At 64.8% G+C, this 12,765-nt stretch carries 12 protein-coding genes; 5 read left to right on the forward strand and 7 right to left on the reverse strand.

Going from position 1 to position 12,765, the window contains the following annotated elements; translation table 11 throughout:
* Positions 1 to 6 precede the first annotated feature (6 nt).
* The 3 genes from BLR94_RS11795 to BLR94_RS11805 form a co-directional block, all read right to left on the reverse strand.
* Positions 7 to 510: a L,D-transpeptidase family protein gene (locus BLR94_RS11795; RefSeq protein ID WP_084304943.1), complete on the reverse strand. Its 504-nt coding sequence runs from the start codon at positions 508 to 510 to the stop codon at positions 7 to 9.
* 194 nt (positions 511 to 704) lie between these two features.
* Positions 705 to 1,427, reverse strand: a complete 723-nt coding sequence (locus BLR94_RS11800; protein ID WP_084304944.1) for a pirin family protein — start codon at positions 1,425 to 1,427, stop codon at positions 705 to 707.
* Positions 1,428 to 1,555: 128 nt separating this feature from the next.
* Positions 1,556 to 2,443 (reverse strand): LysR family transcriptional regulator, encoded by an 888-nt coding sequence (locus tag BLR94_RS11805; protein WP_084304945.1) that lies wholly within the window; start codon positions 2,441 to 2,443, stop codon positions 1,556 to 1,558.
* Positions 2,444 to 2,539: 96 nt separating this feature from the next.
* Here BLR94_RS11805 and BLR94_RS11810 point away from each other — a divergent pair, with 96 nt between their 5' ends.
* Together BLR94_RS11810 and BLR94_RS11815 are read left to right on the forward strand one after the other, a co-directional pair.
* Positions 2,540 to 3,688, forward strand: a complete 1,149-nt coding sequence (locus BLR94_RS11810) for a pyridoxal phosphate-dependent aminotransferase (protein ID WP_084304946.1) — start codon at positions 2,540 to 2,542, stop codon at positions 3,686 to 3,688.
* A 62-nt stretch (positions 3,689 to 3,750) separates the two neighbouring features.
* The gene (locus BLR94_RS11815) at positions 3,751 to 4,533 is read left to right on the forward strand and encodes an amidohydrolase (RefSeq protein WP_090423699.1); all 783 of its coding nucleotides are present in this window, start codon (positions 3,751 to 3,753) and stop codon (positions 4,531 to 4,533) included.
* 213 nt (positions 4,534 to 4,746) lie between these two features.
* Here BLR94_RS11815 and BLR94_RS11820 read toward each other — a convergent pair whose 3' ends face one another.
* Both BLR94_RS11820 and BLR94_RS11825 read right to left on the reverse strand, forming a co-directional pair.
* Positions 4,747 to 5,694 carry an aldo/keto reductase gene (locus BLR94_RS11820; protein ID WP_084304948.1) on the reverse strand — a complete coding sequence of 316 codons (948 nt, stop codon included), beginning with the start codon at positions 5,692 to 5,694 and terminating at the stop codon, positions 4,747 to 4,749.
* 46 nt (positions 5,695 to 5,740) lie between these two features.
* Positions 5,741 to 6,121: a MerR family DNA-binding protein gene (locus BLR94_RS11825; protein WP_084304949.1), complete on the reverse strand. Its 381-nt coding sequence runs from the start codon at positions 6,119 to 6,121 to the stop codon at positions 5,741 to 5,743.
* A 68-nt stretch (positions 6,122 to 6,189) separates the two neighbouring features.
* Between BLR94_RS11825 and BLR94_RS11830 the strand changes: the two genes are divergently transcribed.
* Positions 6,190 to 7,248: an SDR family oxidoreductase gene (locus BLR94_RS11830; protein WP_084304950.1), complete on the forward strand. Its 1,059-nt coding sequence runs from the start codon at positions 6,190 to 6,192 to the stop codon at positions 7,246 to 7,248.
* Here BLR94_RS11830 and BLR94_RS11835 read toward each other — a convergent pair.
* Together BLR94_RS11835 and BLR94_RS11840 are read right to left on the reverse strand one after the other, a co-directional pair.
* Positions 7,245 to 8,309, reverse strand: a complete 1,065-nt coding sequence (locus BLR94_RS11835; protein ID WP_084304951.1) for an NAD(P)-dependent alcohol dehydrogenase — start codon at positions 8,307 to 8,309, stop codon at positions 7,245 to 7,247. The two genes, BLR94_RS11830 and BLR94_RS11835, sit on opposite strands and share 4 nt — an antisense overlap.
* 185 nt (positions 8,310 to 8,494) lie before the next feature.
* Positions 8,495 to 9,385 (reverse strand): LysR family transcriptional regulator, encoded by an 891-nt coding sequence (locus tag BLR94_RS11840; protein WP_084304952.1) that lies wholly within the window; start codon positions 9,383 to 9,385, stop codon positions 8,495 to 8,497.
* 408 nt (positions 9,386 to 9,793) lie between these two features.
* Between BLR94_RS11840 and BLR94_RS11845 the strand changes: the two genes are divergently transcribed.
* Positions 9,794 to 11,176 (forward strand): glutamine synthetase family protein, encoded by a 1,383-nt coding sequence (locus BLR94_RS11845; RefSeq protein ID WP_090423700.1) that lies wholly within the window; start codon positions 9,794 to 9,796, stop codon positions 11,174 to 11,176.
* 10 nt (positions 11,177 to 11,186) lie between these two features.
* Positions 11,187 to 12,680, forward strand: coding sequence for an aldehyde dehydrogenase (locus tag BLR94_RS11850; protein WP_084304954.1), 1,494 nt, complete (start codon positions 11,187 to 11,189; stop codon positions 12,678 to 12,680).
* The last annotated feature ends 85 nt before the right edge of the window (positions 12,681 to 12,765 follow it).

A 12,765-nucleotide genomic window follows, 5' to 3' on the forward strand; every position in this document is an offset into this window, starting at 1 on the left:
AGGTTCTCAGGGGCGAATCTCGATCAGCGTGCCGTCCTTCACCAGACCCCAGACCTCGCGCATGTCGGCGTTCTTCATGGCGATGCAGCCTTCGGTCCAGTCCAGGGTATGGAAGAACCACTCGGGGTATTCGTCGTCCAGCGGTGTGCCGTGGATCATGATCATGCTGCCGGGCTTCACGCCGGTGGCTTTCGCCTGGGCCTGATCGCGGGCGTTGGGGTAGGAAATGTGCAGGGACAGCTGGTAGTTCTCGCTCTTGCGGCGCCAGTCGATCCAGTAGAAGCCTTCCGGCGTGCGCAGGTCGCCTTCGCGTTGTTTGGCGCCGAGCGGCTGCTTGCCCAGGGAAATGCGATAGGACTTGAGGGTCTCACCCTGGCCGATCAGGTGCAGCCTACGCTGGGACTTCTCCACCAGGATCTTGTCGACGGTCGCCGTCGTCGAGGCGGGCGCAGTGGCGGCATGACTCGCGAGAGAGAAGGTGAAGCAGAGCAGGGCGAGCAACCAGCGCATGGTGTTTCCGACGGATCAGATGGCCGGCAGGCGGCGGATGCTCATTCTAAGGCAGCGGCATGGGAGCGCCTAGATGTGTCCCAGCAATCCAGCCAATAGACTCCGAGACCGTAGCCTGTGGTCGAGCGCAGCGATACCCAGGAAAGCCCGCTCCCCGGGTATCGCTGCGCTCAACACCGGGCTACCGATGCGTATCAGTACAGCGACGGCAGTTCGTTGGGACGCAGGTCGAACACCAGCACTTCGGCCTGCTCGCCGTTGCCCAGGTGGATCTCCCGCTCCCCGCGCAGCCGTACGCCGTCGCCCGCCTGCAGGGGCTGGCCGTTCAGCTCGACGCTGCCGCGAGCGACGTGAAGGTAGGCATGGCGGTTGTCATCGAGCTGCAGTCGAGCCTGCTCGGCGCCGTCGAACAACCCGGCATACACCCGGGCATGCTGGCGGATGGTGAGCGAACCATCGGCGCCGTCCGGCGAGATGATCAACTGCAGGCGGCCGCGCTTCTGCGCCTCGCTGAAGTGCTCCTGCTGGTAGCGCGGCTCGGCCTGACGCTCGCTCGGCACTATCCAGATCTGCAGGAAGTGCACCGCGTCGCGGGGCGAGTGGTTGAACTCGCTGTGCGAGACACCGCTGCCGGCACTCATCAGTTGCACGTCGCCAGGGCGGATCACCGAGCCGGTGCCCAGGCTGTCCTTGTGCTCGAGAGCACCTTGCAGCACATAGGAGACGATCTCCATGTTGCGGTGCGGATGCTCGCCGAAGCCCTGGCCGGCGGCCACGGTGTCGTCGTTGATGACCCGCAGGTCGGAGAAGCCCCGTTCGTTCGGGTCGTCGTAACTGGCGAACGAGAAAGTGTGGAAGGAGTCGAGCCAGCCATGGTTGGCATGGCCGCGTTCGGTGGATTTACGGATAGCCAGCATGATCAATCCTCCTGTCTATGGTCGCTGCCCGAGGCGGCATGAGAGACAGTCTACTGACTATCCATGGAGTGATTAACTGGCTGTAAATGGACTTATTGTCTTCTCTAGGTTGACTATTGCTTCAGGGGTCAGCTGCCCATGTGCTGAACCTGTTCCTTGATGAAATCCGAGAACACCTGCACCGCCCGGGCGGATTGCCGGTGCCGCGGATACACCGCGTAGACCGCCGCTGGAGCCGGCCAGTGCCCGTCGAGTATCGGCACCAGCGCGCCACCTTCCAGCGCCTGACCGATGATGAAGGTGGGCAGGTAGGCGATGCCCATGCCGGCGATGGCCGCATCGCGGATCAGTTCGCCGTTGTTGGCGCGCAACTGGCCACGCATGCTCAGGTTGCGGGCCTTGCCCTGATCGCGCAGGCGCCATTCGACCTGCTGGCCATGGCCGTAGAGCAGGCACGCATGCCGCTGCAGATCATCGAGGTGTTGCGGGGTACCGTGCTCGTCGAGATAGGCCGGGCTGGCGCAAAGAATGGTCTGCATGGCGGTCAGGCGCTTGGCGATCAGGCTGGAGTCCTCCAGGGTGCCGATGCGGATCGACATGTCGTAGCCGTCGGCGAGCAGGTCGACGGCGCGGTCATCGAGGTCGATTTGCAGGTTGATGTGCGGGTGCTGCTGCATGAACAGCGGCACCAGGTGGCTCAGGTGCAGGGTGGCGAAGGTCATCGGCGCGCTGACCCGCAGGGTGCCGCGCAGCGAGGTGCCCTGGGCCGATACCAGCTCCTGGGCATCGCGCAGGTCGGCCAGGATGGTGGTGGCCTTGTCGTGCAGCAGCAGGCCCAGCTCGGTGGCCTGCAGGCGCCGCGTGGTGCGGTTGAGCAGGCGCACGCCGAGCAACGCCTCGAGCGCGGCGACACGTCGGCTGACGTATTGCTTGGTGACTCCCAGGGCATCGGCGGCCGCGGTGAAACTACCGGTGTCCAGGGTGGTGACGAACAGGCGCAGGTCTTCGACGTTCATGGGCTTCTCATCGCTTGGCCGGCGATTATTACCGGGTGCGTGGGCTTCACGCCATCGGCTATCCTCGGCGTCTGCCCCATTGCCCAGGATGCGTCGATGTTCGCCAGCAAGTTGCCGTCGATCGGCACCACCATCTTCACCACCATGTCCCAGCTCGCCGCCCAGACCGGCGCCATCAACCTGTCCCAGGGCTTTCCCGACTACGATGGCCCCGAGGCGCTGCGCGAGGCCGTCAGCCGGCACATCGCTGCCGGTCACAATCAGTACGCGCCGATGACCGGCCTGCCGGCGCTGCGCGAGCAGATCGCCGTGAAGGTCGAGCGCCTGTATGGCCGCCGGGTCGATGTGGACAGCGAGGTGACCGTCACGCCCGGCGCGACCCAGGCGATCTTTTCGGCGATCCAGGCGCTGATTCACCCCGGCGACGAGGTGATCGTCTTCGACCCGAGCTACGACAGTTACGACCCGGGCGTCACCCTGGCCGGCGGCCGCTGCGTGCACGTGCCGCTGGCCAACGGCGATTTCGCCATCGACTGGCAACGGCTGGAAGCGGCGCTGAGCCCGCGTACCCGGCTGATCATCCTCAATACGCCGCACAACCCCAGCGGTGCGCTGATCAGCCGTGAAGAGCTGGATCGCCTGGCCGCGTTGATCCGCGACCGTGACATCTATCTGATCAGCGACGAAGTCTACGAGCACCTGGTGTTCGATGGTCGCCAGCACGCCAGTGTGCTGAGCCATGACGAACTCTATGCCCGCGCCTTGGTGGTCAGCTCGTTCGGCAAGACCTATCACGTCACCGGCTGGAAGACCGGTTACGTGGTGGCGCCACCCGCGCTGAGCGCCGAGCTGCGCAAGGTTCATCAATACGTCAGTTTCTGCGGCGTGACCCCGCTGCAGTGGGCGCTGGCGGACTTCATGGCCGCCTGCCCCGAGCACGTGGACGCGCTCCCCGGCTTCTACCAGGCCAAGCGCGATCTGTTCTGCGACCTGCTGGGGGGCTCGCGCTTCACCTTCAGTCGCACGCCGGGCACCTATTTCCAACTGGCCGACTATTCGGCGATCCGCCCTGACCTGGACGACGTGGCCATGGCCCACTGGCTGACCCGTGAGCACGGCGTGGCGGCGATCCCCGTGTCGGTGTTCTGCCAGACGCCAGATCCGGCGCAGCGCCTGGTGCGTTTCTGTTTCGCCAAGCGTGAAGAGACCTTGCGCCAAGCAGCGGAAAAACTGCGCGCCGTGTAGGGTGGACAACCGCGAAACGTTGTCCACCACATAGCATGCGAGATCACTCCAGAGGGCTATTGATGAGCAAGCAAGACAACCTCGAACTGGCGCTGATCCAAAGCGACCTCGCCTGGCACGATCCCGCGGCCAATCGCGCCCACTTCGAGACGCAGCTGCAGCAGGCCGCAGGCGCCGATCTGGTGATACTGCCGGAGATGTTCAGCACCGGTTTTTCCATGCAGTCGGCCGAGCTGGCCGAACCGGAAGACGGCCCCACCAGCCGCTGGCTCAGCGCGCAGGCACAGCGGGTCGGCGCGGTGATCACTGGCAGCCTGATCATCCAGGCAGCCGATGGCAGCTATCGCAACCGCCTGCTGTGGGCGCGACCCGATGGTTCGCTGGCGCATTACGACAAGCGCCACCTGTTTCGCATGGCCGGGGAACACCAGCACTATGCGGCCGGTGACCGCCAGGTGGTGTTCGAGGTCAAGGGCTGGCGAGTGCGGCCACTGATCTGCTACGACCTGCGTTTCCCGGTCTGGAGCCGTGATCCCCGGGGCACCGATCTGCTGCTCTACACCGCCAACTGGCCCGCGGCGCGGCGCTCGCACTGGAACCGGCTACTGCCGGCCCGGGCGATCGAGAACCTGTGCTACGTGGCCGCGGTGAACCGCATCGGGGTGGACGGCAAGAATCACCCCTACAGCGGCGACTCCCAGGTGCTGGACTTCCAGGGCGACAGCCTGCTCGATGCCCACGACAAGGCCGGTGTGTTCCACCAGCGCCTGGAGGGTGCCGCATTGGCGGCCTATCGCGAGCGTTTTCCCGCGCACCAGGATGCCGACCCGTTCGAGTTTCGCTGAATCAGGAAGGTAGCGCGCAACGCCCGGAAAATGGCTCCCGCGCAGAGCGTGGGAACGATCGTCAAAAGCGGCTCGAATCGACCATCCGCAGGATGGGTCGGGCCGCGTAGGTCGAGGAGCGAAGCGACGATACCCATCGGGCGTTGCAAGTAGCCCTTGATGGGTATCGCTTCGCTCGCCGTCCTACGGCAACGGCGCGTTTACTTTATTGCCTCAGTACGCGCTGGCCTGGTTGAGCATGGTCACTTCGTCGTCGCTCAAGTGCAGGCGGGTGGCGGCAAGCAGATCGGCCAGTTGCCTGCTCGACGTGGCACTGGCGATGGGCGCGGTAATGCTCGGGCGGGCGATCAGCCAGGCCAGGGCGACCTGGGCCGGCGTCGCGTCACGGGCTGCGGCGACCTCATCGAGCGCGGAGAGGATGGTGACGCCGCGTTCATCCATGTAGCCCTTGACCATCTCGGCGCGGGCGCCGGCGATATCGTCGCGGGTGCGGTACTTGCCGGTGAGAAAGCCGCTGGCCAGGGAAAAGTAGCTGATCACCCCGATGCCGAGTTCCTGCACCACCGGCTCCAGCTCTTCTTCGTAGGCCTTGCGTGCGTGCAGGTTGTAGTGCGGCTGCAGGCTCTGGTAGCTCGGCACGCCCAGGCGCTGCGCCACCCGATGGGCTTCGCGCAGGCGCTCGCCGCTGTAGTTGGAGGCGCCGATGACCCGCACCTTGCCTTGCTCGATCAGCCGGGAGAAGGCGCCCAGGGTTTCTTCCAGGGGCGTGTCGGCATCGTCCTGATGGGCCTGATACAGGTCGATGTAGTCGGTCTGCAGGCGTTTGAGCGAGTCCTCCACGGCTTTCTGGATGTAGTCCGCCTTGAGGCCTTTGCCGCCGTGGCCCATTTCCATGCCGACCTTGGTCGCCAGCACGATGCGTTCGCGCTGGCCGCTGCGTTTCAACCATTTGCCGATGATGCTTTCCGACTCGCCGCCCTGGTGGCCTGGGGCCCAGGCCGAGTACATGTCGGCGGTGTCGATGAAGTCCAGGCCGTTGTCGACGATGGCGTCGAGCATGGCGAAGGACTGCGCTTCGTCCAGCGTCCAGCCGAATACGTTGCCACCGAAGGCGATGGGCGAAACCTGCAGGCCGGACTGACCGAGAGTGCGTTTGGACATCGAATGCTCCTCGAGTTGATGGGGCGTTTGTGTGTGACCATGGGGGCTAACCCGAGGTTCTAGTTGATGCCGCCTGGGCAGCGGCACTGGCTTGCAGGCGCTGATGCTCCTGACGCAGGTCGTCTCGCATGGCATTCAGCTCGGCGATTCTGCTCTCGATCTGCTGCAGTTTGGCGGCGATCAGCAAGGCCCCCTGGGCGCAGTCGATCTGCTGCTGGCGTCTGGCATGCAGGATGCTGCCGATTTCCTCCAGGGAAAAGCCCATGCGCTGGCCTCCCTGGATGAACCGCAGGTCCTCGAGGGTGTGGTCGGGGTAATCGCGGTAATTGTTGGGCAAGCGCCTGGCCTGGATCAGCCCGAGGGTTTCGTAGTAGCGCAGGGTGTGGCGGCTGGCGCCACTGCTGCGTTCGAGTTCGCCGATGCGCATCGTTGCCTCTTGACTGTAGAGCGGGGTCGATAGTTTAGCCTCTCGCTCCCATGATCGAGCGAGCCCTTATGAACACATCCTGTCTGGTTACCGGCGGTAGCGGTTTTATCGGCCAGCATCTGCTGAGCACCCTGACCGCCCATGATCATGCCGTGACGGTGCTGATGCGCCGTCCTGCCGATTTTCCACGCCTTGCCGAGCGTGTGGCTGCACTGGGTGGTAAGCCACGCAGGCTGACTGTCATTCACGGCGACCTGGCGCTGCCGGGACTGGGCCTCGATGCGGCTGCATTGCGCCAGGTGGCGGGTTGCGCGTGCTTCTTCCATCTTGGTGCACAGTTCGCCTGGGGGCTGTCCATGGCGCAGGCCCGACAGGTGAATGTCGAGGGCGCGCGACAGGTGGCGCGGCTAGCGGTGCACAGTGGGGCGCGGCTGCTGATGGTTGGTGGCTACATGCTGTGCAACGCAGCGCAACTGGCACGTGTCGGGGTAGACGGTCGGTATCCCGAGCACACCGACTGGCCTGCCGTATACCGGCGGGTGGGAGGCTACGAAGGCAGCAAGCTGGAGGCGCACTACCGCGTGCTGGACGACATGCAACGGTTGGGCGGCGAGCTGACGCTGGTGCACCCGGCCACGCTCTGCGGGCATAGCCAGAGTGGCCATATTCTGCCCGGGCAGCCGCTTGCCGAGCTGGTGCGGCAGTTGCTGGCAGGGCGATTGAGCGCCTTGCCCGGTTCGCCGATGCACTGGTTGCCGCTGATCAGTGTGGATTTTCTGGTGGAGCTGATCCGCCTGGCGGCATTCGACCCTCTGATGGCTGGGCGGTCCTTGCTGGCCCTGGATGAGCGCACACCCAGCCTGCACGGGCTGGTTCAGCTGCTGGGACGAACGCTGCGGGTCGCTGCGCCGCAACACCATGTTCCCATGGGGCTGCTCAAGGCCTTGCTGCGCGTACCGGGTATGCCGCGGTTGTTGCGGATCGCACCCGAGTCGCTGGATTTCATCCAGGTCGAGCGCTTCGACATGACGCAGACCGGGGTATTTCTGTCACGCCATCAACGGCACTGGCCCGCTATCGAGCAGGCGATAGCGGCCAGTGCACGTTTTGTGGCGGCTGGCCGCTAAGCGGCGTGCTCGTCCTTGGCCAGGGAGGCCATGTCGATCACGAAGCGGTACTTCACGTCGCTCTTGAGCATGCGCTCGTAGGCTTCGTTGATGTGCTGGATATCGATCATCTCGATATCCGAGACGATGCCGTGCTCGGCGCAGAAATCCAGCATCTCCTGGGTCTCGGCGATGCCGCCGATCAGCGAGCCGGCCAGGCGGCGACGCTTGAAGATCAGCCCGAACACTTCCGGCGACGGGTGCGGCGAATCCGGCGCGCCGACCAGGGTCATGGTGGCATCGCGCTTGAGCAGGCCGAGGAAGGCGTCCAGGTTGTGCGGTGCGGCCACGGTGTTGAGGATGAAGTCGAAGCTGTTGGCGTGAGCGGCCATCTCGTCGGCATTCTTCGATACCACCACTTCGGCAGCGCCCAGGCGCAGGGCATCCTCGCGCTTGTTCGGCGAGGTGGTGAACAGCACCACATGGGCGCCCATGGCAGCGGCGATCTTCACGCCCATGTGGCCCAGGCCGCCGAGGCCGACCACACCGACCTTGTGGCCGGGCTGGACGTTCCACTGGCGCAGCGGCGAGTAGGTGGTGATGCCCGCGCACAGCAGCGGCGCGACCGCTGCCAGGTTGTCGGTGTGGCGGATGCGCAGGACGAATTTCTGGTCGACGACGATGTTGTCGGAGTAGCCACCAAAGGTGTTTTCGCCACCGAATACCGGGCCGTTGTAGGTGCCGGTAAAGCCGTTCTCACAATACTGCTCCAGCCCCTCGGAGCAGGACGGGCAGCTCTGGCAGCTGTCGACCATGCAGCCGACGCCAGCCAGGTCGCCGACCTTGAAGCCGGTCACGTCACTGCCGACGGCAGTGACCTTGCCGACGATCTCGTGGCCGGGCACGGACGGGTAGAGGGTGTTCTTCCACTCGTTGCGCGCGGTGTGCAGGTCGGAGTGGCAGACGCCGCAGTAGAGGATGTCGATCTGCACGTCGTTGGCGCCGACGGCGCGGCGCTGGAAACGATGGGGCGCGAGAGGTTTGCTGGCGTCCTGGGCGGCATAGCCGAGAATGGTGGTCATGGGCAATTCCTGTCGTGTGTAAAGCAGCGGCTTGTGGCCGCGGGGGTGAATAAGCTTAGTGCAGCACTGTGTCGGGTCGATTGCACAATCCTGTCGCTGTCTGTCCTGATCCTCCGTGGTTTTTTGAAGGTGCAGGCAGGTAGATGGTTCCCACGCTCTGCATGGGGATCACCCACGGCGTGGGTTCATCGTGTCGTAAGGCGCGCGCGCAGCAGCGGAGTGAGCTCGTCGAACAGCGTCTGCACCGAGCGCAATGCCAGACAGTCCGGGCGGGTCAGCAGCCAAAGACCGGTGTCGCAATCGATCAGCGCATCGCTCAGGCGTTCCACCCCGGTCAGGCTGCTGGCCATGAAGTCGGGCAGGGCGGCGATGCCCAGGCCGGCCTGCACCAGGGTGGCCACCGCCGACACGCTGCTGCAGCGGTAGCGCGGCACCAGGCTGGGGTATGCCTGATGACGCCAGGCCACGGTGATGTGGTCGGGCATGGAGTCGTCGGGGGCGATCCATGGCGCCGAAGTGGGGGCCTGCACGAATGCTTCGCGGTGCTCGGGACGGCCGCAGATGTAATAGGCGGTGTGCCCCAGTTGCCGGCCAACCAGGTGCTCGGGCGGAGCGTTGGACAGGCGCAGGGCGATGTCGGCGTCGCGGCGGCTAAGGTTGGCGAAGGTGTTGGTGGTCGCCAGCTCCAGCGCCAGCGCCGGGTAGCGTGGCATCAGCTCGGCCAGGCTGGGCAGCAGCAGGTTTTGCAGCACCGCATCGGTGCAGGTCAGGCGCACGGTGCCGCTGATGACTTTTTCGCCATGCTGCAGGGCGATGCGCGCCGCATCCAAAGCCTGCTCCGCACGTTCTGCCTGTTCCGCCAGGGCCTGGGCGCTCTGGGTCGGCATGTAACCGCGACGGCTTTTCTCGAACAGCGCCACGCCCAGGCTGGCCTCCAGCTTGCGGATGGCGCGAAATACCGTGGAAACGTCGACATGCAACTGCTCCGCGGCCCGCGCCAGGGAGCGTCCGCGCACCAGGGCAAGTACCAGGGCGAGGTCGGCATGGCTGATCTGGTAGTGCGTCGATGCAATCATGAATTGCCTGAATGCCAGTATCGGTTGCGTATGCGCCCACTTATACTCGGAGCGTTGTCTAGGGGCTGTTGACGTTTCAGCGCAAGCCGCGTTGCCGCGAGAAATCTCGCCAGGCTAGGCGGAGGACGCAGGGAATGGTATTCCCTTTTCAAGTCCTCCAACAACGCATGGCGGGATTTCCCGCGCAACCCGAAGGGCCGGGCCCGTTTTGTCGCGATGCGGCGTTTCTCGCCGGCTCATTTGGCCAGCCAAACTTCGCGGCTCGTGCCTTGCCTCGCGGCAAAACGGGCTCCGGCGCGGTCGTGCTGAAACGTCAATAGCCCCTAGAATCAACTACCCAGAATAATGAGGCGCCAGGCTCGTGAGATGTCTTCCGCGGGCGCGCCGAGCCAAAAGGAATGATTTTCCATGACTTCGGTAACCCCACGTGTCGTCCAGCTCAACGAGGCGAACACTTTCCTCAAGGATCACCCGGAGATCCAGTACGTCGATCTGCTGATCACCGACATGAACGGCATCGTGCGTGGCAAGCGTGTCGAGCGCGCCAGCCTGCACAAAGTGTATGAGAAAGGCATCAACCTGCCGGCCTCGCTGTTCGCCCTGGACATCAATGGCTCCACCGTGGAAAGCACCGGTCTCGGCCTGGACATCGGCGACGCCGACCGCATCTGCTACCCGATCCCCGACACGTTGTGCAAGGAACCCTGGCAGAAGCGCCCCACCGCGCAACTGCTGATGACCATGCACGAGCTGGACGGCAAGCCGTTCTTCGCCGACCCCCGTGAGGTGCTGCGCCAGGTGGTGGAGAAGTTCGACGAACTCGGCCTGACCATCTGCGCGGCTTTCGAACTGGAGTTCTACCTGATCGACCAGGAGAACGTGAACGGCCGTCCGCAGCCGCCGCGCTCGCCGATCTCCGGCAAGCGCCCGATCTCTACCCAGGTCTACCTGATCGACGACCTCGACGAATACGTCGACTGCCTGCAGGACATGCTCGAAGCCGCCAAGGAACAGGACCTGCCGGCCGACGCCATCGTCAAGGAAAGCGCCCCGGCGCAGTTCGAAGTCAACCTGCACCACACCAAAGACGCCATCAAGGCCTGCGACCACGCGCTGCTGCTCAAGCGCCTGATCAAGAACATCGCCTACGACCACGAGATGGACTCGACCTTCATGGCCAAGCCCTATCCGGGGCAGGCGGGCAACGGCCTGCACGTGCACATCTCGCTGCTCGACAAGAAGACCGGGCAGAACATCTTCGCCACCGATGACCCGCAACAGCACGCCCCGCTGCGCCACGCCATTGCCGGCATCCTCGACACCATGCCGGCGTCGATGGCCTTCCTGTGCCCGAACGTCAACTCGTACCGCCGCTTCGGCGCGCAGTTCTACGTGCCCAACGCGCCGAGCTGGGGCCTGGACAACCGCACGGTGGCGGTACGCGTGCCGACCGGCAGCAGCGATGCCATCCGTATCGAGCACCGCGTGGCCGGCGCCGATGCCAACCCGTACCTGATGATGGCGTCGATCCTCGCCGGTATTCACCACGGCCTGACCAACCAGCTGGAGCCGGGCGAGCCGATCGAGGGCAATTCCTACGAGCAGCTGGAGCAGAGCCTGCCTAACAACCTGCGTGATGCCCTGCGCCAGCTCGACGACAGCGAAGTGATGAACAAGTACATACCCCCGGCGTACATCGACATCTTCGTCGCCTGCAAGGAAGCGGAAATGCACGAGTTCGAGACGACCATTTCCGACCTCGAATACAACTGGTACCTGCACACGGTCTGACGGAGCTGGCATGACAATCACTACCCGCCAGGACTGGGAGCAGCGCTACCGCAGTCTGGATATCGAGGCGCGTGCCTTCATCGACGGCGCCTACCGCGACGCCGTGGGCGGCGCGACCTTCGACAGCGTCAGCCCGGTGGACGGTCGTCACCTGGCCCGCGTGGCCAGTTGCATGGCCGAGGACGCCGAGCTGGCCGTCAAGGCTGCCCGCGCGAGTTTCGAGCGTGGCGACTGGGCCCATCAGGCCCCGGCGCAGCGCAAGCGTGTGCTGATCGCCTTCGCCGACGCGTTGCTGGCCAATGCCGAGGAGCTGGCGCTGCTGGAAACCCTCGACATGGGCAAGCCGATCAGCGACTCGCTGAGCATCGACGTACCCGCGGCGGCCAACGCCATCCGCTGGAGCGCCGAGGCGATCGACAAGCTGTATGACGAAGTGGCACCGACGCCCCGTGACCAGCTTGGCCTGGTCACCCGCGAAGCGGTCGGCGTGGTGGCGGCCATCGTGCCGTGGAACTTCCCGTTGATGATGGCCTGCTGGAAGCTCGGGCCGGCGCTGGCGACTGGCAATTCGGTGATTCTCAAACCGTCCGAGAAATCGCCGCTGACCGCCATCCGTATCGCCCAGCTGGCGCTGGAAGCCGGCGTTCCTGCTGGCGTGTTCAACGTGTTGCCCGGTTATGGCCATACGGTTGGCAAGGCGCTGGCGCTGCACAGGGACGTCGACACCATCGTGTTCACCGGCTCCACGAAAATTGCCAAGCAACTGATGATCTACGCCGGCGAATCGAACATGAAGCGCGTGTGGCTGGAGGCGGGCGGCAAGAGCCCGAACATCGTGTTTGCCGATGCACCGGATCTGCAGGCCGCCGCCGAGGCCGCTGCCGCGGCCATCGCCTTCAACCAGGGCGAAGTATGCGTGGCGGGCTCGCGCCTGCTGGTCGAGCGCTCGATCAAGGAGCGCTTCCTGCCGATGCTGGTCGAGGCCCTGCAACGCTGGAAGCCCGGCCATGCGCTGGAGCCGCAGACGCGTGTCGGCGCCTTGGTCGATGACGGCCATCTGGACACCGTGCTCGGCTTCATCGAGTCCGGTCGCCAGCAAGGTGCGGTGATCATCAGCGGCGGCGAACGTGCCCTGCAGGAAACCGGCGGCAGCTACGTGCAGCCAACGATCTTCGAGGGCGTGGACAACGCCATGCGTATCGCCCAGGAAGAAATCTTCGGCCCCGTGCTGTCGGTGATCACCTTCGACAGCGACGAGGAAGCGGTACGCATCGCCAACGACACGCCTTACGGCCTGGCCGCTGCCGTGTGGACCCGCGATATCTCCCGTGCGCACCGCACGGCACGTGCCCTGCGGGCCGGCAGCGTGTGGGTGAACCAGTACGACGGTGGCGACATGACCGCGCCGTTCGGTGGTTTCAAGCAATCGGGCAACGGGCGTGACAAATCGCTGCATGCCTTCGACAAGTACACCGAACTTAAAGCCACCTGGATCAAGCTTTGAGGGGAGAAACCGACCTGCTGCGCGTCGGCCCTGCGGCGTTAAAAACAGCCTGCGGATGCTCATGTACAACAGTACATTCCGCTTC

Source organism: Phytopseudomonas flavescens, assembly GCF_900100535.1.
Classification (GTDB): domain Bacteria; phylum Pseudomonadota; class Gammaproteobacteria; order Pseudomonadales; family Pseudomonadaceae; genus Aquipseudomonas; species Aquipseudomonas flavescens.

What these genes read in the sequence shown, in the direction of transcription:
- BLR94_RS11795 (WP_084304943.1), bottom strand. Translation starts at nt 510, where the DNA reads ATGCGCTGGTTGCTCGCCCTGCTCTGCTTCACCTTCTCTCTCGCGAGT.
- BLR94_RS11800 (WP_084304944.1), bottom strand. Translation starts at nt 1,427, where the DNA reads ATGCTGGCTATCCGTAAATCCACCGAACGCGGCCATGCCAACCATGGC.
- BLR94_RS11805 (WP_084304945.1), bottom strand. Translation starts at nt 2,443, where the DNA reads ATGAACGTCGAAGACCTGCGCCTGTTCGTCACCACCCTGGACACCGGT.
- BLR94_RS11810 (WP_084304946.1), top strand. Translation starts at nt 2,540, where the DNA reads ATGTTCGCCAGCAAGTTGCCGTCGATCGGCACCACCATCTTCACCACC.
- BLR94_RS11815 (WP_090423699.1), top strand. Translation starts at nt 3,751, where the DNA reads ATGAGCAAGCAAGACAACCTCGAACTGGCGCTGATCCAAAGCGACCTC.
- BLR94_RS11820 (WP_084304948.1), bottom strand. Translation starts at nt 5,694, where the DNA reads ATGTCCAAACGCACTCTCGGTCAGTCCGGCCTGCAGGTTTCGCCCATC.
- BLR94_RS11825 (WP_084304949.1), bottom strand. Translation starts at nt 6,121, where the DNA reads ATGCGCATCGGCGAACTCGAACGCAGCAGTGGCGCCAGCCGCCACACC.
- BLR94_RS11830 (WP_084304950.1), top strand. Translation starts at nt 6,190, where the DNA reads ATGAACACATCCTGTCTGGTTACCGGCGGTAGCGGTTTTATCGGCCAG.
- BLR94_RS11835 (WP_084304951.1), bottom strand. Translation starts at nt 8,309, where the DNA reads ATGACCACCATTCTCGGCTATGCCGCCCAGGACGCCAGCAAACCTCTC.
- BLR94_RS11840 (WP_084304952.1), bottom strand. Translation starts at nt 9,385, where the DNA reads ATGATTGCATCGACGCACTACCAGATCAGCCATGCCGACCTCGCCCTG.
- BLR94_RS11845 (WP_090423700.1), top strand. Translation starts at nt 9,794, where the DNA reads ATGACTTCGGTAACCCCACGTGTCGTCCAGCTCAACGAGGCGAACACT.
- BLR94_RS11850 (WP_084304954.1), top strand. Translation starts at nt 11,187, where the DNA reads ATGACAATCACTACCCGCCAGGACTGGGAGCAGCGCTACCGCAGTCTG.